General features: G+C 61.4%; 14 protein-coding genes and 2 pseudogenes. 3 read left to right on the plus strand and 13 right to left on the minus strand.

Annotated features, from left to right (window positions below):
• Nucleotides 1–99: 99 nt before the first annotated feature.
• The 5 genes from iolD to VF672_RS17585 all read right to left on the minus strand — a co-directional run bounded on the left by iolD (nt 100) and on the right by VF672_RS17585 (nt 7,545).
• Nucleotides 100–2,031 carry a 3D-(3,5/4)-trihydroxycyclohexane-1,2-dione acylhydrolase (decyclizing) gene (gene iolD / locus VF672_RS17565; RefSeq protein ID WP_331105830.1) on the minus strand — a complete coding sequence of 644 codons (1,932 nt, stop codon included), beginning with the start codon at nt 2,029–2,031 and terminating at the stop codon, nt 100–102.
• Between the two features lie 226 nt (nt 2,032–2,257).
• On the minus strand, nt 2,258–3,757 hold the full coding sequence (locus tag VF672_RS17570; RefSeq protein ID WP_331105831.1) for a CoA-acylating methylmalonate-semialdehyde dehydrogenase: 1,500 nt from the start codon (nt 3,755–3,757) through the stop codon (nt 2,258–2,260).
• Nucleotides 3,758–3,783: 26 nt separating this feature from the next.
• Entirely contained in the window at nt 3,784–4,593 is an 810-nt protein-coding gene (gene iolB, locus VF672_RS17575; RefSeq protein WP_331105832.1) for a 5-deoxy-glucuronate isomerase, read from the minus strand.
• Between the two features lie 2 nt (nt 4,594–4,595).
• Complete coding sequence (iolE, locus tag VF672_RS17580; protein ID WP_331105833.1) at nt 4,596–5,531, minus strand: myo-inosose-2 dehydratase; 936 nt, start codon at nt 5,529–5,531, stop codon at nt 4,596–4,598.
• Nucleotides 5,532–5,607: 76 nt separating this feature from the next.
• The gene (locus VF672_RS17585; RefSeq protein WP_331105834.1) at nt 5,608–7,545 is read right to left on the minus strand and encodes a bifunctional 5-dehydro-2-deoxygluconokinase/5-dehydro-2-deoxyphosphogluconate aldolase; all 1,938 of its coding nucleotides are present in this window, start codon (nt 7,543–7,545) and stop codon (nt 5,608–5,610) included.
• A 239-nt stretch (nt 7,546–7,784) separates the two neighbouring features.
• On the opposite strand from VF672_RS17585, the gene VF672_RS17590 reads away from it, so the two are divergent.
• From VF672_RS17590 to VF672_RS24690, 3 genes and pseudogenes are all read left to right on the plus strand, one after another.
• Nucleotides 7,785–8,711, plus strand: a complete 927-nt coding sequence (locus VF672_RS17590) for a MurR/RpiR family transcriptional regulator (protein ID WP_331105835.1) — start codon at nt 7,785–7,787, stop codon at nt 8,709–8,711.
• Between the two features lie 263 nt (nt 8,712–8,974).
• A pseudogene (locus VF672_RS24685) lies at nt 8,975–9,658 on the plus strand (PAS domain-containing protein); the annotation flags it as partial.
• Nucleotides 9,659–9,763: 105 nt separating this feature from the next.
• Nucleotides 9,764–10,195, plus strand: a pseudogene (locus VF672_RS24690) (methyl-accepting chemotaxis protein); the annotation flags it as partial.
• Between the two features lie 658 nt (nt 10,196–10,853).
• Here the strand turns inward: VF672_RS24690 and VF672_RS17600 are convergent.
• The 8 genes from VF672_RS17600 to glsB form a co-directional block, all read right to left on the minus strand.
• Nucleotides 10,854–11,855 carry a lysylphosphatidylglycerol synthase domain-containing protein gene (locus VF672_RS17600; protein ID WP_331105837.1) on the minus strand — a complete coding sequence of 334 codons (1,002 nt, stop codon included), beginning with the start codon at nt 11,853–11,855 and terminating at the stop codon, nt 10,854–10,856.
• The gene (clsB, locus tag VF672_RS17605) at nt 11,852–13,093 is read right to left on the minus strand and encodes a cardiolipin synthase ClsB (protein ID WP_414705626.1); all 1,242 of its coding nucleotides are present in this window, start codon (nt 13,091–13,093) and stop codon (nt 11,852–11,854) included. Before clsB ends, VF672_RS17600 begins: the two co-directional genes overlap by 4 nt.
• 14 nt (nt 13,094–13,107) lie before the next feature.
• On the minus strand, nt 13,108–13,821 hold the full coding sequence (locus VF672_RS17610) for an endonuclease/exonuclease/phosphatase family protein (protein WP_331105869.1): 714 nt from the start codon (nt 13,819–13,821) through the stop codon (nt 13,108–13,110).
• 77 nt (nt 13,822–13,898) lie between these two features.
• Nucleotides 13,899–14,816, minus strand: coding sequence for a DUF72 domain-containing protein (locus VF672_RS17615; RefSeq protein ID WP_331105838.1), 918 nt, complete (start codon nt 14,814–14,816; stop codon nt 13,899–13,901).
• A 139-nt stretch (nt 14,817–14,955) separates the two neighbouring features.
• A complete protein-coding gene (locus VF672_RS17620; protein WP_331105839.1) occupies nt 14,956–15,591 on the minus strand; it encodes a CGNR zinc finger domain-containing protein in 636 nt (211 codons plus the stop codon).
• A 167-nt stretch (nt 15,592–15,758) separates the two neighbouring features.
• On the minus strand, nt 15,759–16,754 hold the full coding sequence (locus tag VF672_RS17625) for an Abi family protein (protein WP_331105840.1): 996 nt from the start codon (nt 16,752–16,754) through the stop codon (nt 15,759–15,761).
• 245 nt (nt 16,755–16,999) lie between these two features.
• Nucleotides 17,000–20,407: a PAS domain S-box protein gene (locus VF672_RS17630; protein WP_331105870.1), complete on the minus strand. Its 3,408-nt coding sequence runs from the start codon at nt 20,405–20,407 to the stop codon at nt 17,000–17,002.
• Nucleotides 20,408–20,685: 278 nt separating this feature from the next.
• The gene (gene glsB, locus VF672_RS17635; protein WP_331105841.1) at nt 20,686–21,594 is read right to left on the minus strand and encodes a glutaminase B; all 909 of its coding nucleotides are present in this window, start codon (nt 21,592–21,594) and stop codon (nt 20,686–20,688) included.
• Between the last annotated feature and the right edge of the window lie 170 nt (nt 21,595–21,764).

Consider the following 21,764-nt stretch of genomic DNA (forward strand, 5'->3'; position numbering starts at 1 on the left):
AGGAGCCGGCTTGCTGGCGAACGCGGTGGGTCAGCTGCAGAGATGTTGACCGATCCAACGTATTCGCCAGCAAGCCGGCTCCCACAGTGAAGGTGCTTCTCAATACTGACGGGCCTTGGCCAACGCCGCTGTTTGCCGCTCATACGCCTGGGCCGTGGTGCCCGTGGTCGACACCTGCGCCACGCCCACGCGCCACCACGACAGGTAGCCGTGAATCATGGTTTTAGGCAGCACCTTAATGTCGATCAGCGTCGAAACCGTCTGCGTGCGCGCATCGGCCAGTGCCGCTTCGAGCTCCCGGGCGTTGCTGACCTTGTAGGTTTTGCAGCCATAGGCCGCAGCACTCATGGCGAAATCCACCGGCACGAAGTCACCGTCCAACTGCCCGGTCTCGGGATTGCGGTAGCGAAATTCCGTGCCGAAACTGCCCATGCCGTTGCCCATCTGCAAATTATTGATGCAACCGAAGGCCATGTTGTCCAGCAGCACCACGTTGATCTTGCGCCGCTCCTGAATCGAGGTGGCCAGTTCCGAGTGCAGCATCATGTAGGAACCGTCACCAACCAGCGCATACACCTCACGCTCTGGCGCCGCCATTTTTACGCCCAACGCGGCGTTGACCTCATAGCCCATGCACGAATAACCGTACTCAACGTGGTAACTGTCCACGCTGGTGCTGCGCCATGCCCGCTGCAAATCGCCGGGCAGACTGCCGGCCGCTGCGACGATCACTGCGTCCGCAGGCAATTGTTGGTTGAGTACGCCCAGCACCCGGCTCTGGGTCAGGCACGAGCCGGTCATCTCGATGAAATCGCGCAGCACCTGCGGATCGAGATGGCCGCTGACTTCCGGCTCGAAATCCTCGGCCTGGTATTCCACGGCGTACAGGCGATCCACTTCTGCCTTCAGCGCCGCCCTTGCTTCCTGAGGCTGATGACCCCACTGCGCGCGGTAATCACCCAATTGGTCCGCCAGAGACCGAAGCGCCAGGCGCGCATCGGCCAGCACTTGCACGCCATCGAGCTTCTGCACGTCGAACGCGCCGACGTTGAGGTTGAGGAACTGCACGTCAGGGTTCTGAAAGAGGGATTTGGACCCGGTGGTGAAGTCGCTGTAACGGGTGCCGACGCCGATGATCAGGTCCGCTTCCCGCGCCAGAGTGTTGGCCGCCAGGGTGCCGGTCTCGCCGATGCCGCCCATGTTGAGCGGATGGGCCGAGACGATGGCGCTCTTGCCGGCCTGGGTTTCACTGAACGGAATGCCGAAGCGCTCGGCAAACGCCTGCAGTTCGGCGGCCGCGCCGGAATAGCGCACGCCGCCGCCACAGATCAGCAGCGGTTTGCGTTTGCCTTTGAGCAGCGTCACGGCGTCGTTGAGCATCGCTTCGGTGGGCGGACGGCGGTCGAGGCGGTGCACGCGTTTTTGCAGAAAGCTGTCGGGATAATCGTAAGCTTCGGCCTGCACATCCTGAGGCAGCGCCAGGGTCACGGCACCGGTTTCGGCGGGGTCGGTGAGCACGCGCATGGCGTTGAGGGCCGCGCTCATCAGTTGCTCGGGCCGGTTGATGCGGTCCCAGTATTTGCTCACGGCTTTGAAAGCATCGTTGGTGCTGATGCTGAGGTCGTGAAATTGTTCGATCTGTTGCAGCACCGGATCGGGCTGGCGACTGGCGTAGACATCGCCAGGCAATAACAACAGTGGAATGCGGTTGGCCGATGCGGTGGCGGCGGCAGTGAGCATGTTGGCGGCGCCGGGGCCGACCGATGAGCTGCATGCGTAGACCTTGCGCCGCAGGTGCTGCTTGGCGAACCCCATGGCGGCGTGGCACATGCCTTGTTCGTTGCGGCCCTGATGCACGATCAAATCGCCGCTGTCCTGCTCAAGCGCCTGGCCCAGGCCCAGCACATTGCCGTGACCGAAAATAGTGAACACCCCGGCGACGAACTTGCTCTGCACGCCGTCGACTTCGACGTACTGGTTATCGAGAAACTTCACCAGGGCCTGGGCCATGGTCAATCGAGTCGTGGTCATGCTTGCACCTTGTTGTTATTAGAGGTGTTGAAGCCCTGCTGTGCTGACTCCGCTGTTGGCGGGCTCACTACACGATCTGTGGGAGCCGGCTTGAGGGCGAATGCGGTGGGTCAGTCAACATATCTGGCACTGATCAACCGCGTTCGCCAGCAAGCCGGCTCCTACGGAGCGAACCCTCGCCAGCGCGTCCGTACAGGCCCAAACGAATATCGGCGTTGGACGCGTGTTACTTGGCCGTCGGCATGCTGAATTCCGCGCCCTTGGCGATGCTGTCCGGCCAGCGCTGCATGACGCTTTTGTAGCGGCTGTAAAAGCGCAGGCCTTCTTCGCCGTAGGCATGGTGATCCCCGAAAAGCGAGCGTTTCCAACCGCCGAAGGAATGCCAGGCCATCGGCACCGGGATCGGCACGTTGATGCCCACCATGCCGACCTTGATGTTGCGCGCAAACGCGCGGGCGATGCCGCCGTCGCTGGTGAAACAGGACACGCCGTTGCCGAACTCATGGGCGTTGATCAGCTCGACCGCCGAGGCGAAATCAGGGACGTGGACGATGCCCAGCACCGGCCCGAAGATTTCTTCTTTATAGATGGTCATTTCCGGGGTCACGTCATCAAACAGCGTGGCACCGACGAAAAAGCCCGCTTCGGCCCCCGGCACCGTGAAATGACGCCCGTCGACGATCAGTTTCGCGCCTTCCTGCACGCCCTGGGCGATGTAGCCTTCGACCTTGGCCTTGTGCACCGCCGTGACCAGCGGGCCCATGTCCGAATCGGCGTTCATGCCGTTGCCCACCTTGAGCGCATCGATGCGCGGCAGCAGCTTATCGATGAGTTTCTGCCCCACGTCACCCACCACCACGGCGATGGAGATCGCCATGCAGCGCTCGCCCGCCGAGCCGTAAGCCGCGCCGATCAGGGCGTCAGCGGCCTGATCGAGGTCGGCATCGGGCATCACGATCATGTGGTTCTTCGCACCGCCCAACGCCTGCACGCGCTTGCCGTGGGCCGTGCCCTGTTGATGAATGTACTCGGCGATGGGCGTGGAGCCGACGAACGAAATCGCCTCAATGCCCTTGTGCTGCAACAAGGCATCCACCGCGACTTTGTCGCCCTGCACCACGTTGAACACGCCATCCGGGAGCCCGGCCTGCTTGAGCAGGCGCGCCATCAGCAGGCTCGCCGACGGGTCGCGCTCGGACGGCTTGAGAATGAAGCAGTTGCCGGTGACCAGCGCCATGGGGATCATCCACAGCGGCACCATCACCGGGAAGTTGAACGGCGTGACGCCCGCGCACACGCCCAGGGGCTGACGCAGGTTCCAGTTGTCGATGCCGCCGCCGATGTTGTCGCTGTAGTCGCTTTTCAACAGGCTCGGCGCGCCACAGGCGAATTCGACGATCTCGATGCCACGGACCACTTCGCCCTTGGCGTCGGAAAACACCTTGCCGTGCTCACGGCAAATGATGGCCGCCAGCTCGTCATGATGCTGATCGAGCAGCTCCTTGAACTTGAACATCACCCGCGCCCGTCGCAGGGACGACTGATCGGCCCAGGCCGGAAAAGCGGCCTGCGCTGCAGCGACGGCTTCGTCAACGGTTTTCTGCTCGGCCAGCGCTACGCGGCCCTGCACGGCACCGGTTGCAGGATTAAACACGTCGCTGAAACGCTCGGCGCTGTCGTGCACCTCGCCGTTGATGTAGTGGCCGATGATCGGGGCAGTGTTCATTGCGGGGCTCCTGCAAAAAAAGGGGATTACAAGTCGAGCAGCCAACTGTGCTGCGGATCGTTGTGAAATTGCCAGGCGCGTTTCGGTCCGGCCATCACGTTCAAATAATAGGATTCGTAGCCATACGGCACGCTGACCGGGTGGTAACCCTTGGGCACCGTGACCAGATCGTTGTTCTCCACGGCCATGGCCTGATCGATGCTGCGGTCGTCGGTGTACACGCGCTGGAACACATAGCCTTGGGGCGGGTTGACCTGATGGTAATAGGTTTCTTCGAGGAAGCTCTCGTGGGGCAGGTCGTCCTTGTCGTGCTTGTGCGGCGGGTAGCTCGACGAGTGACCGGAAGGCGTGCGCACTTCCACCACCAGCAGCGAATGCGCAGGCTCGGAATCGGGAAGGATGTCGCACACGTACCGGGTATTGGCCGCCCTGCCGCGCACGCTGCGTTTCATCGTGTCCGGGGTGATGAGCCGCGCCGGCAAATTACCGGAGGCATTACCCGGCGCGGCGCACACAGCGATCTGCACCGCGCTCAACGCCGTGACTTCGGCCTGACTGCCCGGCGGCAGGTACACCGCGAAGGGCGATTTATCCTCGAACACTGATTGCCGGTCGCCGAGGTTTTCCCAGCTGAAACTGCCCTGCCCCGGCGCTTCGCCACTGACGCTGACGCGGCCGCTGAGCAGCACCAGACAGATTTCCTTGTCGCCGGCGTTCACCGGCAGACGTTCGCCAACGCTCAATCGGTGGGCGGAGAAACCCACGTACGTCAGCACGCCGTCCGCCAGCGCTACCACATCGCGCCCTTCGGGCTTGCTCTTGACCAAGAGGTTCATGTTCACAGGCTCCTGTGTTCAGGCGATTGTTGAGGCGTGTGCTGCAGTTGCGCGGCGGACAGCAACGTTCGCAGCGTTTCATAGCCCTTTTTGGCGTAGGCGTAACTCGGCGCAACGGCCGGGTCCTGTTCGGCCTCGACCACCAGCCAGCCTTGGTAACCGGCCTGCATCAGCACCTCCAGCAGCGCAGCGAAATCGATGTCGCCGTCGCCGGGCACCGTAAAGGTGCCATTGACGATGCAGTCCGGAAAGCTCCAGAGGTTGTTGCGCGCCAGTTGCACCACCGGTTTGCGCACGTCCTTGAAATGCACATGGCAGACGCGGCTGACGTGTTTGCTCAATACCTGCAGCGGGTCGCCCCCGCCCATGTAGCAGTGACCGGAATCGAACAGCAGGCCAACCTCGTCGCCGGTCAGCGCCATCAGCGTGTCGATGTCCTCCGGCGATTCGACGTACGCGCCCATGTGGTGGTGATAGGCCAGACGCACGCCTTGGGACAGGGTGAACCGCGCCAGCTCGGTGAGTTTGTCGGCGTAGGCCTGCCAGGCACTGGCGCTGTGCAAGCGCGGCCGCTCGACCAGACGAATGCGCTGGCCCTGAATGGAATCGGCGACTTCACCGTAGACCAACACCGTCGCGCCGTTGTGTTTTAGCAGCTCGACGTGGCTGGCAATGGCGTCGATCTCTTCGGCCGCGGAGCGACTGGCGAGTCGCCCGGAATACCAGCCCGACACCAGCGCCAGTTCATGGGGACGCAACACATCGGCAACGCCCTGGGCATCTTTCGGAAATTTGCCGTTGAGTTCGAAGCCTGCGTAACCGATTTCCTTGCCCTCACTGAGCGCAGTGCTCAGCGGCGTTTCCCCGCCGAGGGCCGGCAGGTCGTCGTTGCTCCAGGATATCGGGTTGATGCCAATTCGGATTACGGAAGCGGGCATGGCTGCACCTTTATTGTTTTATGACGTTCGACCGAGCACTCGGTCCAGACGCTACGTTCAGACGTCGAGTCCAGCATCAGGCCCGGGCGTCGCGCCAGGATTCGATCAGGAAACCGAAGTTGCTTTGCACTCGATTGATCAGGTCCGCGTCGTCGACTTCCCCCTCCAGCCAGGCGCGGCTGGGTTCATGAAAGATCGTGCGGCCGACAGCGAAACCCCGGCAGGTGGTGCTGTTTGCCGCCTCGCGAAAGCCGGCCGCGAGGGTTTCGGCGGGGGCGTTCAGCCCCAGCAACACCACGCCCCGGCAATACGGATCGCGCTCGTGTATCAGCGCGTCGAGCTGTTCCCAGACCTGCGCCGGTTGCGATTCGATTTTCCACCAGGCCGGGTAGATGCCGAGGTTGTACAGGCGCTTGAGGGAACGGTAGATCACGTCCGGATGGGGCGAAGGATGATCCTTGGGCGGAATGACTTCCAGCAGCAGCTCGTGACCGCTCACCAGCGAGGCCTGATAAAGGCCCAGCAGTTGAGCCTCCTGCTCAAGACGCAGCATCGGCTCGTCGTCAGGGTGGTATTGCACCAGGCACTTGATGATCTGCTCTTCGGGCCAGGCCTGCAGGGTACTCCCGACCGAACGGCCGTGCTCGAACGCCAACGGGCGCGAGCCCTGCACTTCCACCGGTCGGGCTATCCACCAGCCGCGCCCACTGGCCGCATTCAGTGAATCCTGACCAAAGCGCTGATCGGCGAGCAAACCGACATCCGCCGCGATGCCGCGTTTCTGTAAATCAGCCTCGACCCGCGCGACCGCCTGGACAAACAGCTGCTTGAGCTGGCTGACGCACGCCGGATCGCGTCCGGCCTTTTGCGCCAGCTCCACCAATTGCCCGCGATGATCGAAGGCGAAAATGAACAGTTGTTGCCATGCGCGACGGGCCACGCTGACGCGGTGCAGACGTTGCAAAACCGGGTCTTGATCGGGTCGCGTAATCGGCACCGGGCTGTTGAACAGGTATTCCAGCTCGGCCAGGGTCGGCATCGCCGGTGCGCAAGCATGCCGCGACACCACCAACCCGCCGCAGGCATTGGCCAGCTGGCAGCAGCGCTCGTCGCTTTCATCGTTGAGCCAACCCTTGAGAAAGCCCGACATGAACGCGTCGCCCGCACCCAGCACGTTCAGCACTTCTACGCGGACGCCGGGATAGAGGGCGCCGTCTTCGAGCTTCTCGGGAATGGCGCCGTGAATCACCGTGCAACCTTGCGGCCCGAGCTTTACGACCAGCGTTGCCGCCGTGAGCGAGCGCACCCGACGCAAGGCGCTGAGCAAGTCGGTCGAGCCGCCCGCGATAAGGAATTCTTCTTCGGTGCCCACGATCAGGTCGAAGCGCGGGAGGATGCGCTGCACGTGCTGGCTGACGGTGTCATCGGCGACAAAGCGGGTTTCCCCGTCAGCCTTGCCGGCCAGACCCCACAGCACTGGGCGGTAATCGATGTCGAGGACGCGTTTGACGTTGTGTTTTTCGGCGTAATCCAGCGCCTGGCTGCTGGCGCGGAACACCTGATCAGTGGAGAAATGCGTGCCGGTGATCAGCAGCGCCTTGCTGGAGGCGATCTGCGCTTCATGGACGTCTTCCGGCTGCAGCGCCATGTCGGCGCAATTCTCGCGGTAGAAGACTAATGGAAAGGTTTCGCGGTCCTTGATGCCGAGCAGGACCATGGCGGTCAGGCGTTCGGCGTCGACCCTGATGCCGCTGACGTCGCAGCCCTCCCGCGCCAGGGATTCAACCAGGAAACGGCCCATGTGATCATCGCCGACGCGGGTCAGCATGGCCGACTTCACACCCAGGCGGGCGGTCCCGAAAGCTATATTGGCGGAGGAGCCGCCGAGGTATTTGGCGAAACTGCTGACGTCCTCCAGACGCGCGCCGATCTGCTGCGCGTAAAGATCGACGCCCAGCCGCCCGAGACAAATGACGTCCAGCTGACGCCCAGTGGCAAAACGAGTCTGGCCCATGCCGGCCCCTCTTCTTTTATTGTTATGAGTTTGAGTGCTGTGCGCCCGGCAGCAAGGGGTGCTTACGGCGAGTGCGTGGGTGCAGACTAGAACGGCGCCGAGGCTTGATCAATGAATTTTTCTAAATTATTTTCAGGTGGAATATTTATTCCACTTTGCATTGCGGGTCGCAGCCTGCAAAACTGGCTGCCTGTCCTTACAAAACCGCCACACCACCACCCGCCAAAGGATTCGCCCGTATGCCCAGCCTCAATCAGCCTGGCTCGCCCGACACCGGAGCCGACAGTGCAACCGCCGTCACTGCCGCCCCGGAGACCGCCGACGCATTGCTCAAGCTGATCACGGCCGAATACGAAAGCCTGCCACGCCAGCTCAAGCGTATTGCCAGTTACATGAGCCAGCAGAGCGACCGGATCATGGTCGACCGCATCAGCGACATCGCCCGGGAATGCGAAGTGCACCCGTCGGCCATCGTGCGGTTCTCCCAGCGCTTTGGCTTCAGTGGTTTCAGCGAAATGCAGGCGCTGTTCCGCGAGGCCTACACCCATAAAGCCACGCCGGTGCAAAACTACCAGCAACGTATCCGCAGCATGATCGCCAACAAATCGCAGAAGGCCAACGCGGGCGACCTCGCCCGCGAATGCGTCAATGCCACCCTCTCGGGGCTCGAACGACTGGCGCTGGAACTGGACGACGAGGCCTTCGAGAAAGCCGTGGACCTGGTGGTCAATGCCGACAACATCTACGTGGTCGGGGTGCGCCGCTCGTTCGCCGTCGCCGATTACCTGGTCTACAACCTGCAGCACACCAACAAGCGCATCCACCTTGTTTCCGGCCTCGGCGGAAGTTACCGGGAGCAGATGCGCAGCGTGCGCGCCAACGATCTGGTGATCGCCATCAGTTTCACGCCCTATGGCAAGGAAACGCAGCACTGCCTGCGCATTGCTCAGCATCATCAGGCCAAGACGTTGATCATTACCGACAGCAACCTTTCCCCGCTGGCCAAGCGCGCCAACGCTGTGCTGCTGGTCAACGAAGGCAGCTCGTTCGCGTTTCGCTCACTCAGCGCCACGCTGTGTTTGTGCCAGGCGCTGTTTATCGCCGTCGCCTATCGCCTGGAGCTGAAGGTGGACGAGATGTCAGAACAGGGCGGTTTCGAGGACTGAAGACTGACCATCCTATACAAAGCCGACGAACTGTATAACTTTGGTATAGCTTTTTAATATCAGCTGCGTGATGATTCTGCGCTGCAAATGGAACACGCATCTGAGCTGCTTTTCGCTCGCAAGGTCATGGATCAGGACCACACCTCTTCCACTTGCCCTGAGCCGCCATTATGTTTTTCGACTCGTCCAAGAATAAAACCATCCAGGACCTGCAACTGACCGTCGCCCATCAGGCCAGCCTGCTGGAAGCCATCAATCGCTCGATGGCCAGTATCGAATTCGATCTGAACGGTGTGGTGCTCAAGGCAAACGACAACTTCTTCAACACCATGCGCTACCGGCCCGAGCAGGTCATCGGCAAGGAACATCGCCTGTTCTGTACGCCAGAGCACGCCCGCAGCCCTGAGTACGCGCAGTTGTGGACGCGCTTGCGCAACGGCGAGTTCGTGACCTCGACGTTCCAGCGCGTCGCGGGCGATGGCAGCACGGTGTGGCTGGAGGCCAGCTATAACCCGGTCAGGGATTCGGATGGCAAGGTCATCCGGGTGGTGAAGTACGCGATGGACGTGACCGCCAATCTGCAGGCGGAGAGCGAAACGCGCAATAAATTACACGCCATCGACCGCGCCATGGCGGTGATCGAGTTCAATCTGGACGGCACGATCATCGCCGCCAACGACAACCTGTTGCGCTTGCTGGGTTACAGCCGCCAGGAGCTGCTGGGCAAGAACCACAAGACGCTCTGCCCGCCGGAAGTCGCCAACAGCGCCGAGTACCAGGATTTCTGGCGTCGGTTGAACAAGGGCGAGTTTTTCAGCGACCAGTTCAAGCGCGTCGGCAAGCATGGTCAGACGCTCTGGCTGGAAGCGTCCTATAACCCGGTGTACGACGCCGCCGGTAAGCTGTGGAAAGTGGTCAAGTTTGCGTCGGACGTGACCGCGCGCATCGAGAAGCACGAGCAGGACTCCCACAGCGCTGCCCAGGCTTATCACATTTCGGTGCAGACGCAGAAGTACGCCGAGCAAGGCACGCAGGTGATCCAGCAGGCGGCCAGCGAGATGCGGCAGATTTCGCAGAATATCGATGATTCGTCGAGGATCATTGGCCAGTTGGGTGAGCGGTCCGAGCAGATTACGGCGATCGTCAATACGATACGCAGCATTGCCGATCAGACCAATTTGCTGGCACTGAACGCGGCGATCGAGGCGGCCCGTGCCGGGGATCAGGGTCGTGGTTTTGCGGTGGTGGCCGATGAGGTCCGGCAACTGGCGGGGCGCACGAGCCGTTCGACGCAGGAAATTTCCGAGATGATTCAGGTGATTCAGAACGAGACGCGGCAGGCGATCGTGAGTATGGACAACACCCGAAGCACGGCGGTCAAGGGTGTGGACCTGGCGGATCAGGCCGGCGAGGCGATTGTGCAGATCAGTTCCGGGACGAATGATGCGGTGGATGCGGTGAGGATGTTTGCCGGTCGGGATTGATCTTTAACGTCAACAGCGTCTGCCTGGGGGCAGACTGTTTCGCCTTCGGCGAGTTACTTGATAAAGCCCAAGTAACCAAGGGCTTGTGCTCCCGGTTAGGCCCCTCCTGCGTCGGGGTTCCTTCACTCCGGTCCCGCTCCGTGGGCCCGCGCCGAACGGACATCCATGTCCTGACGGCGCTCTCGCCGCATCCATGCGGCTCGGCCCACTGCGCGACACCTGCGTTCAGCCTGCACCCAAGTCGCGTTTGGCGGTGTCTGGAAGTTCTGCGTATGAAGATCAAAGGCGGATCAAGGGCTTCCCGGCTAATGCCGGTCCCACACAGATTGTCTGAAAACCAGATAGCTGGCCGCTAACCATAAAATGCTGATCGTTCCCACGCTCCGCGTGGTAACGCCGTTTGGGACGCTCCGCGTCGTCTGCGTTCAGCCTGCACCCACGTCGCGCCTGGCGGTATTGGGACCTTCTGCGTATGAAGATCAAAAGCGGATCAAGAGCTTCTCGGCTAAAGCCGGTCCCACTGACTGCATGAACACTCACTGTAGGAGCCGGCTTGCTGGCGAACGCGGTGGATCAGTTGCAGAGATATTGACTGACTCAACGCGGTCGCCTACCCGCCGGCTTTTACAGGCTAATGCAGGTGGCGGTTATTGCAGATCTACACCTGCCCTTCGTTTTTCTTGCGCATGGCCTTGGCGCGTTTTTCCAATACCACGTAAACCACCAGCGCGAGCATCAGCGGGATGAGGAAGTAGATCACGCGGTACCCAATCAGCGCAGCCAGCAGTTGGCCTTTGCTGAATTGGTGTTGCATCAGTGTGATGAAGACCGTTTCCAGCACGCCAAGCCCGGCCGGGATGTGGGCGATGACGCCGGCAATGCTGCTGATCAGCAGTATCCCGAGCACGGCCGGGTAGAAGGCTTTTTCAGGCAGCAGCACGTAGATCAGCAGCGCCATCAGGCCCCAGTTCAGCGCGCCCAGCAAGGCTTGGCGCATTGCCTGGTTCAGCGATGGCAGCACCAGTTTTTGCTTGCGAAAGGTCCAGGTGCGCTTTTTGGAGAAGCGGCAGGCGAGAAAGTACGACAGGCAGATCCCAAGCAGTACAAAGCCGATCAGTTGCAGCGTGGTGTCGCCAATCTTCCAGCCTTCCGGCAGGTCGACAAAGTCGCCCGCAAATACAAACCCGGCCAGCAGCATGTAACCCAGCCAGTTGGTAATCAGGCTCAGGCTGAGGATGCGCGTGATGGTCGGTACGTCCAGCCCCAGCCGGGAATACAGCCGATAGCGCAGCGCAATGCCGCCGACCCACGAACTCAGGTTGAGGTTGAAGGCATAGCAAACGAAGGTCACCGGGATGATCTGTTTTACCGACAATTTGTGTTCGGTGTAACGCCGGGCGAGGACGTCGAAGCCGCAATAGGTCAGGTAACTGCCCGCGGCGATGACGAACCCCAGCGCCAGGGTGCTGGCTTTGTAGGACTCCAGCGCATGCATCACCTCGTTCCAGTCGAGGTTTTTCATCAGCGTGAACAGCAATACCGGCACGGCAATGAAAAAGAACAAGGTGAACGCGCGCTTGGCCCACGTCAGCCACGGTCGATTCTTGCCTGCGTCGGCAGGTTTCTGCTCGTGAGCAGAGGTTTGGGAGACACCGCTCATAGGGATTTCTCCTGATCGGGCGACAGTTCGGTTTTAAGCGCGGCGGCTTCCGGCAGCGTTTCCGGCGCCCGCAAGGGTTTCAAGCGTGGGCCGTGTACCGGGAACAGGCCGGCAATCGCCGGGAAGTGGCGCAGGAAGTGGAAGCTGAGGAAGATCATCGGCGCGCGCCACCACTGCCCTTTCGCCAGGCCCTTCAGATTGACCTGTTTACTGTGGGCGACGGCCAGATCGCGCAGGTGATCGTGAAGCCGCTGGTTCAGCGCGTGATCGCGAATGAACAGGTTGGCTTCCAGGTTCAGCGCAAGGCTCAGCGGGTCGAGGTTGCTGGAGCCGACGGTTGACCACTCGTGATCGATCAGCGCGACCTTGCCGTGCAACGCGCGTTGTTTGTATTCATGGATGATCACGCCTTCGCGCAGCAACCAGGTGTAGGTCAGGCGCGAGCACACACGCACGAACGGCATGTCCGGCTGGCCCTGAAGGATCAGCGTCACTTTGACCCCGCGTCGGGCGGCATTGCGCAGTTCGCGCAGAAACCGGTAGCTGGGGAAGAAGTAAGCATTGGCGATGGTGATGCGCTGAGTCGCGTTGCGCATCGCCAGCAAGTACTGCTCTTCAATGTCCGTGGTGTGATGGCGATTGTCGCGCTCGGCGAGCAGCATCCGTGCGCTGCCGGCCTGCCGGGTCACCGGTTTGAGCGGCGTGAACGTCTTGCGCACTGCCGGACCGAGCATGGCCAGCGTCGAGCGATAGATGTCGGCGACAATCGGCCCGCGCACCAGCACGGCGTAGTCCTGCTTGGCAGTGATGCCCGTGTCAGCCATGTGATCGACGCTGTAGTTGATCCCGCCCATGAACGACAACTCGCCGTCAATCACCACCACTTTGCGGTGCAGGCGTCGAAACAGGTTGGTGCGCATGCCCATCAACTTCGGGCGCGGGTCGAACAACTGAACCTGCACGCCGGCTTCGATCATCTTGCTGACGAACTCGGTGCTCAGGTCGCTGGTGCCGTAGTCGTCCACCGTGATGACCACGCGAACACCGCGGCTGGCGGCTTCAATCACCGCCTGCTGCAAGCCCTCGCCCACGCGGTCTTCAAAAATGATGAACGTCTCGATCAACACTTCCTCACGCGCGGCACGTATGGCATCGAACACACGGGCGAAAAAGTCTTCGCCATTGATCAACAACTCCACCGAGTTGCCGTCCCGCCAGATACCGCACATGGCGCTCATGCCCTTCATAGCCTTCATAGCGTTACCTCCACCGCCAAAGGCGCATGATCGGAAAGGTGCGACCAGGGACGATTGGACATCACCCTGGGCGACCGGATTTGCGCGTTGCGCACGTAAATGCGGTCCAGGCGCAGCAAGGGGAAGCGCGCCGGAAAGCTTTTCGCCGGCGCGCCAAACGATTCAACAAAGACCTCGCGCAGCCCGGCAGGATTCAATACGTCGTCGGCTTTTTGCCGCCAGTCATTGAAATCCCCGGCGACGATCACCGGCGCATCCGCCGGCAAACCCCTGACCAGATCGGCGAGCAATCTCAGCTGCTGCTGTCGATGGACCTCCTTGAGGCCCAGGTGCACGCATACCGCATGCACTTCGCCGACATCCGGCACGTCCAGCACACAGTGCAGCAAGCCGCGCTCCTCGGTGCCGAGAATGGAGATGTCGAGGTTGTCGTGGCGGATGATCGGGTACTTGGACAGCAACGCATTACCGTGGTGGCCGTGGGGATACACCGCGTTGCGCCCGTAGGCGAAGTCTTTCCACATGCTGTCGGCGAGGAACTCGTACTGCGAGGTGGTCGGCCAGTTCTTCACGTTTTGCGCGTGGTCCTGCTGTTCGCCGTGTACTTCTTGCAAGAAGACGATATCGGCGGAGACCGTACGCACCGCATCGCGCAGTTCCGGGAGGATGAAACGTTTATTGAGGAAACCGAAGCCCATGTGCATGTTCATCGTCAGCACGTTGAGGGTGACGGGGGCCGACGCGCGTTGTCGTCGCCCCTTGAGGTCTTCGGTCATCAGGGCACTGGTCACAACGTGGCTCCATGCAAATCGCCTGGCGCAACTTCCAGGTTCTCGGTGAGATTGAAACGTTCAAGCAAGCGGCGCGCGTCGTAGGGCGCGCGGACCTTGATGTCGTTGTCGAAGTAGCAATAAACGTCGCGGGATTTCCGCGCTCTCGGAGTCTTCTCCACGATCAGCCTGGCATCCTTGGGCTGCGTACCCTGCTGCCAGGCATCGAGGCGGTCGCCCCACTGTTTGATCGCCTCGTCGGAATAGCCGCTGGCGTAGAGTTCCTTGTCGCCGTGCAGGCGCACATAGACAAAATCGGTAGCGAGGTCTTCTACATGGGGCCATTTGCCGGCGGTATCAGCCACCACCAGCGCCACTTTGTACTTGCGCAGCAGCGCCACAAACGCCGGCACCAAAAAACTCTCATGGCGGATTTCCACTGCGTGACGCAGGGTCAGACGCGCCGGAATGTCCAGATACCCCGGCTGTTTCAACCGCTCGGCGCACTGGCTCGCGCAGGCCTTCGCGGCTTTACCGTTGTGGGGCAAAAGGGCAAGAAAATGCTCGAAACGCTCGGCATCGAATTTGAAGTTGGGCGCGAATTGCCAGAGGATCGGCCCCAGCTTTTCCTTGAGCTGGAAAAGACCGGAAGCGAAGAAGTTGGCGATGGGCTCATCGATTTCTTTCAGGCGGCGGACATGGGTGATGTAGCGCGGGCCCTTGACGCTGAACACGAACCCCTTGGGCGTATCGTGGTACCAGCGCGCGTACAGGTCAGGCGACTGCAGCGAATAGAACGAGCCATTGATCTCGATGCTGTTCACCGCCCGGGAGGCGAATTTCAGCTCGTTTTTCTGCGCCAGGCCGTCAGGATAGAAATCCCCGCGCCATGGCGTATAACGCCAGCCTGAAATGCCAATCCGTATGTCGCCCATGCCTTTGCTCTCTCATGCCCTGTCGCAACACCTGCCGCGAACTCCCGAACTAGAGATAAGAAGCTTGAGAACCGGGCAGGTTCCCTGGTATTTGGCGGCATGACGGCGAGTCTGGCTGCACGCTCTCCGGCTTCTGTGCTCAGAAGCCCACGGTGGCTCTTTTGGCTTTCTCCCGCGCGCCGCAGACGTTCATCTGGCACCAGCGACGGCGTCCGTTTTTCGAGGTGTCGAGAAATAGCCAGTCGCAGTCGGTCATGGCGCATGCCTTCAAACGCGCCAGATCGCCGGAGGTCAGCAGCGCCGATGCCTGAACCGCCAGCCGGCCGATAAAACCGGCGGTCATCGCGCCCAGGTCATCACCGACGCGCCAGCGCCACATGACACCGGCCGGCGTCGCCACCAGTACGCGCTGACCTGCGGTGTCGGCTAACGCCTGGTTCAACGCATCAAGGCTGGCTTGCTCTGCGCCCTGATCCAGCGCAAGCGGCAAGAGCAGCCGATACAGCGCTTCGCGGAAATCGATCAGTTGGCGGAATGCAGTTACCGTATGCCAGGAAGAACGCTCGACCACGGCCATGAAGTGCTGATGCTCTTCAAGCGTGATAAATCCTGCGTGAAAAAACCAGTGGACGATGTCCTCCAGGCTGCTCAGTTTGTCGATCACCTCCCGCGACCTCGAGCCCGGGCGGCGCCCGTCACAGGTATTGAGAAAGTCCAGCACAGCGGTCCCGCCGACGAGGCGGATGGCGTTGATCTTCAGTTGTCCGATAGACATTGCACGACCTCAGCGTGAAGCGATGAGGGAATGATGGCAGAGAACCACGAGGTTGCTGAAGTTTCGGACGGTTGAGGGTTGGCGGGCGCTGGCCTCCCAGAGATGACCAGCAGTCCTTAGACGGGGTCTACCTCTGCCGTGCGCAGGCGGGTCCGGGCTGCGGAGATTTACATACCAAAAAAATGCCTTGGGAACCCTTTCTCGGATGGGAGCCCAAGCGAGGCGAACGTGCAGCCAGGCAAACCGGGCTTCGTGTCGACGATGTCCGCCACTTGGCGCAGCCACTGCGATCCTGGCCCGATCTGGCGTAGCAGAAACCACATAACGGAAATCAATCCATAGAGACGGCTGAGCGCATTGTGATCCAGCGCCAAGCCTTGAAAGTAGGGCTCCGCCGACAATACCGGTACCGGGTTGGACGCGACTTGGTTCCAAATGCGGGTATGGTGAGCGCTGCGGTTTCGCAGCGTGTTGATCTCCTGCAACCACTCCTTTAATACCTTGGCATTGCTGATACCCAGTCGCGCCGCAATGCGGTTTTGATAGCTTCCTTTAAGGATCTCAAAGTATTTGGAGAGCGTCCCAAAGTCCCAGGCTTCCACGACTACCCAAAAAGGCATGGCTTTTTGGTTCTGCCGGTGCCATTCGATGCAGTCTTCCCGGCTGCGGTTGATTTGCTCTGTTTGCCGGTTCTGCCACTCATTCCAGGTGTTGCGCTGCCTCCCGCGCCGGTCCTGCCAATTTGTGGCTTGCTTTGGGTTGATGAATCGCATGTCCATGTAAGCAAGCGGATCGTGGTATCCCACCTCATGGGCAATGACCGAGCGCATATGAATTTCAATACGCTCGATTGCATCGAGCATCAACTGGCGAAGCTTCTTGTCGAAGAGATAGAGGCCGACGACCGAATCGAAGGATGAGCCCGCCCTAAAGGCATCTTGTCGAAGCGGCTTCAGCGTGGCGTTGCAGAGGGCAACTTGACCGTTCTGATCCCGCACGAACTCCCGTGCCGGAAACCAGAACCCACTGAGCCGGTAATAACCCACCTGCGCGAGCTTGCGCTCGGCACGCAGCGGATCTGCAACCTCCAGACCGCGACTGGCTAGAAGTCTGGCCAGGTCGGCATAGGATCTGAATGGTTTGGGTGGAGCGAGTTGTCGCAACTTCCATGTCCCAGATACGAGAAGGCCCAACCATAGAACCGGACTTGCCGGTACCAGAGGATTGGGCGCAATTGCGGCAAATGTTCCTTCACACCATGCGGTTTGTCAAACGATGCTGCTAACAGGCCGCAGAGCCATTGGCCATTCCGCCAATGGAGAGGGTACGAGAAAGTCGGCTAAAAAGCCCATCTTCACAAGGTGTGAAGATTGTGAAATCCTCGCCACCCCCTAGCCCCGCCGCCCGTTCAGGATTCAACCCCCAACTGCTCAAGACTCGCCGCCAGCTCGCTCTTGCGGAACGGCTTGGCCAGCCGCGGAAGGTCCGGGTCGAGCCCTTCATGTTCGGCGTAGCCCGAGACCAGAAGGATCGCCGTGCCAGGCCGGGAGGTTCGAACAATCCGGGCCAGATCGGTGCCATTGATGCCCGGCATGAGGTGGTCGGTGACGATCAGGTCAACGTGCTCACCGGCGTCCAGCAGGTGCAATGCTTCTTCACCGGACGAGGCCTCGATCACGCGGTAGCCCAGGTCGGCCAGCATGTACGCCGTGCTGGCGCGCACCAGCTCTTCATCATCGACCAGCAGCACGATCCCGCGCGGTGTACGTCGCTCCGGCGCGTCGTCGATGCGCAAGGCCGTTGCCGGTACGGTCATGCTGCGCGGCAGCCAAAGCTCCACATTTGTTCCCAGCCCCGGCGAGCTCTGAATCGTCAGCGCACCCTTGAGCTGGGATGCCAGGCCATGAACCATCGACAGCCCCAGCCCCGTGCCCTTGCCGACGCCCTTGGTGGAGAAAAACGGCTCCACCGCCCGGGCGAGAGTGGACGCATCCATGCCAATGCCGGTGTCCGCCACCGACAGGCAAAGATAATCGCCGGTGGGCAGCTGGGAGCGATGCCCCTGGCCCACCCATTCGGTGCTGGCAGAGATCCTCATCGTCCCGCCTTCCTGCATCGCGTCGCGTGCGTTCACGGACAGATTCAGCAGCGCCATTTCAAGCTGGTTGGGGTCAGCCATCGCCGCTGGGAGATCGGGCGGAGCGTCGACGACAACGCGGATTTGCGGCCCGGTGGTGCTGGCGACGAGATCGCCCATGCCATTCACCAGCTTCGCCACGTCGACCGGAACCGGCTGTAGCGGTTGGCGGCGGGCGAAGGCAAGCAACCGCTGCACCAGGGTCCTGGCGCGATCAGCCGATTGCACGGCACCGGAGATCAGTCGCTGCTCACGTTCGCCGCCTACCCCTCTGCGCTGGAGCATGTCGAGGGTGCCGACGATCGGGGTGAGCAGGTTGTTGAAATCATGGGCCACACCGCCCGTCAGCTGCCCCATCGCTTCCATCTTCTGGCTCTGGCGCAGCGCTTCCTGGACTTCTTCGCGCTCGGCGATGGCCCTGGCCACGCGCCCTTCCAGGGTGGCATTCAGTTCACGCAATTCCTCCTCGGCTTCTTTGCGGGCGGTGACCTCGACCGCCGTGCCGGTGACGCGCAAGCAATGCCCGGCTTTGTCGAACACGCCCCGGCCCTTGGCCGCCACCCAGCGAACGATACCGTCGTCCCTGCCGACGGTGCGGTAGTCGACGTCATACAACGCGCGGCGCTCAGGATCGCTGGCCGCCATGAACGCCTGGATCGTTGCGTCCCGATCCTCGGCATGCAAGCCGTCGTAGAAGTCCTGAATGGTGACCGGCACGTCAGCGTGGATGCCGAACATCGCCTTGGTTCTGGGCGGCCAGATCAGCGTGTCGTGAACGAGGTCCACGTCCCAGAAACCAATATCGGCGTGCTCAACGGCAAGGCGCAGGCGCTCTTCGCTCTCGCGCAGACGCATCTCGGCGCCTACCCGTTCGACGTGCGCCCAGCAACGCTCGACGACTTCCCTGACCAGCATGACTTCGAAGGGCAGCCAGTCTCGAGGCTGATCTTGATGAACAGCCATCATCGCCGCCAGCCGGCCATTTTTTACAAGCGGACAACAGATGATCGCGTCGATGCCGATGCCCCGAAACGTTTCAAGGCCTTCGCTGGGACTCAGCTCTGCAATCACGTCGCGCACAATCAGCGTGCGGCCTTCGCGCATGTCAGCCGCTGCCCGCGGGCCGAACAGATCGAGGCTGTACGTTCCGGCCGAACTCTGGACGCCAGGCGCGTTGTAGTCGTTGCGGATCCAGAAGCGGTCATTATCGGGATCGACATCCGCATAGGCGCAGCGCGACACGTTGAGCTCGCGGCCCAGCAACTCGGTCGCTGCAAGCATCGCGTCTTCGGCGCGGCGAATGCTGAAAAGACGGTTATCGAGCTCATCAAAAAAACGCAGCCGTGCCGCGCTCTCTTGCAGCGCCGCTTCTGCCTGATGCTCGGCCGTACGGTCGCGGAAGATTTTCACGAAGCCGCCCTGATCCATGGCGAGCGGCATCATCAGTCCCGACCCCCAGAAGCGCGCGCCGTTTTCATGGACGTGCCACCGCTCATTGACGGCCCGTCCCTGATCCCTGGCACGTGCAAGCTCGGTCTGGAACACCCGCTCGGCCTGGTCAGCATCGGTGTAGAAAAGGTCGCCCTCACGGCCAATGACTTCGTCGGCGCGGTAGCCGACGACGCGCTCGGCACCGATGCTCCACCCCGTCACCTGACCTCGCGCATCGAAGGTAATAATCGCGAAGTCCTCCGCGCCCTCGACGATCTGGCGGTAGCGCGCCTCACTGCTGCGGATCGCCGCCTCCGTCCGGGACCTGTGCACGACGAGTCCGACGGTCTTGACCACGAAGTCGCTGATCTCGAGATCTGCGGGGACCGGCTCGCGCGGCTCTGGGTGATACATGACAAATTTCCCGAGCCTGGCGCCCTGCGCCGAGCGGATCGGGATGGAGGCGCAGACGTGCAGGCCATGCCCGATGGCCAACGCCCGGAACTCGGCCCACTGCGGGTCTTTTGTGATATCCGACACTGGCGCCGGGGCCTTACGGGCCGTGACCGCATCGGCGAACCCGGTGCCTGCGGCGGCCGCGATGTTTTCAACGGCGTCGGTGTAGGCGCGAGGCAGGCTGGGGCCTGCGCAATGCTGCAGTTGGCTGCCCTCCTCGTTCAGCAGGAGGATGCTGCCCAGGAACCGAGAAGGCGACAGTGCTTCCACTTCGTGGACGATCGCATCGAGCGCAACAGCCAGGCTGGTCTCTTCAACGGCCAGCTTGAGGATGCGATTCTGGGCTGCACCCAGTGCTGCCGCCCGATGGCGTGCCTGACTAAGGCTTGTATTTTCAATGGCAATCGTCGCCAGACGCGCCAGGCTTTCCAGCCGTTTGACCGTATCGTCGTCGTGGGTACGGGCCTGCGCCCAATAGGCGCCGAGCGCCGCGACCGGAGCAGGTCGGCCGATAGGCGCCATGATGAGGCTGCGCACAAAGGTGGGCGCATAGACCTCCTGCGGGATACGGGGGTCGAGCCGGATGTCGCTGATCGCGACGGTTTCGCCGTGCCGCACGACCCAACCCGAAATGCAGCGATCGGCCGGAAACGTCTGGCCCTGCCAGAGCGCAGAGACCGCATCTTCGGCGACATAAGAACACTGTCCGTCATGATGAGTAACGATCGCAACGCCATCCGCTTCAACCGTGGCACGCGCCACGTCGCGCAAGACGGCGACAACCTCCCCCATTGATCCCGCCATCACCAGCCGCTCACTGGCATTTAGCGCATCAGACAGGCGCTCATCGCCGCGCGGATTGACCGGAACAGTAGTCAAACGAATCTCCCGACATCGCCACGGAGTCAACTTCCGCAGCCTGGCTCGAACTGGATAGGGCTAAAGCGGCATTCTATCGGGTATCGCCTGGGCCTCAACACGGTTCGGTTTGAGTCTTTCAGAAAGGCGACCAGCGAGCATCCGGGTTGCTCGTTTTGGAAGATTCCTCACAGACGCAGCGTCGCGCCTCGTCAAAAAACAGACCAGCCAATCCGCGAACTCAGCATTTCGAGTGCTGCCATCCCGGCCAGCGAATTGCCCGCTGCGTTCAGCTCGGGGGACCACACGCACACGGTGAATTGCCCTGGCACAATCGCCACGATGCCGCCCCCTACCCCGCTCTTGCCCGGCAACCCTACGCGGTAGGCGAAATTGCCGGCTTCGTCATACAGCCCGCTGGTGGCCATGATCGAGTTGACCTGTTGGGTCTGGCGCGGCGTCAGGATCTGCTCGCCGCTGTGCTTGCAAAAACCGTTGTTTGCCAGAAAACAAAACGCCCGGGCGAGGTCCAGACAGCTCATCTTCAGCGCGCAGGAGCTGAAGTAACTGCGCAGCACGGTTTCGACCTCATTATGGAAGTTACCGAAAGACTGCATCAGGTACGCCATGGCGGCGTTACGTGCGCGGAACTGGTACTCGGAGTCTGCCACCCGGGCATCAATCAATACGTGGGGATTGCCCGACAGTCGTCGTACGAAATCGCGCATGGACAACGTCGGCGCGGCGAAGCGCGACTGGTTGATGTCGCAGATCACCAGGGCGCCAGCGTTGATAAAAGGATTACGCGGCCGCCCGCGCTCGAACTCCAGCTGCACCAGCGAATTGAACGGCTGGCCCGAGGGCTCATGACCCAGGCGCTCCCAAATGGCTTCGCCGGAATGGCCAATCGCCTGGACCAGACTGAACACTTTGGAAATGCTCTGCACCGAAAACGGTTCAAGCGCGTCGCCCGCGCAGTAATACGTGCCATCGTTGCCATACACGGCAATGCCGAGCTGCTGCGCCGGCACGTCGGCCAGCGCGGGAATGTAATCCGCCACTTTGCCTCGGCCGATCAAGGGACGCACTTCGTCGAGAATCTCGTTCAACAGCGTTTGCATGGAGGGTCCTGGAGTCGTTCCCCTGACGGCGGCAGGGGTTAGGATTCATGACGCATGCAGAAAGGGCGGGATCACACATTCGGTGAAAATTCGAAGGTTTCTGTTGACGAGATGAGACCTTGAGGCCGGCGAAAGAAGGCCGCTTTAGTTGAGGCCTGGCTGCAAGCAAC

It is taken from the genome of Pseudomonas sp. (genome assembly GCF_036387035.1).
GTDB lineage: Bacteria > Pseudomonadota > Gammaproteobacteria > Pseudomonadales > Pseudomonadaceae > Aquipseudomonas.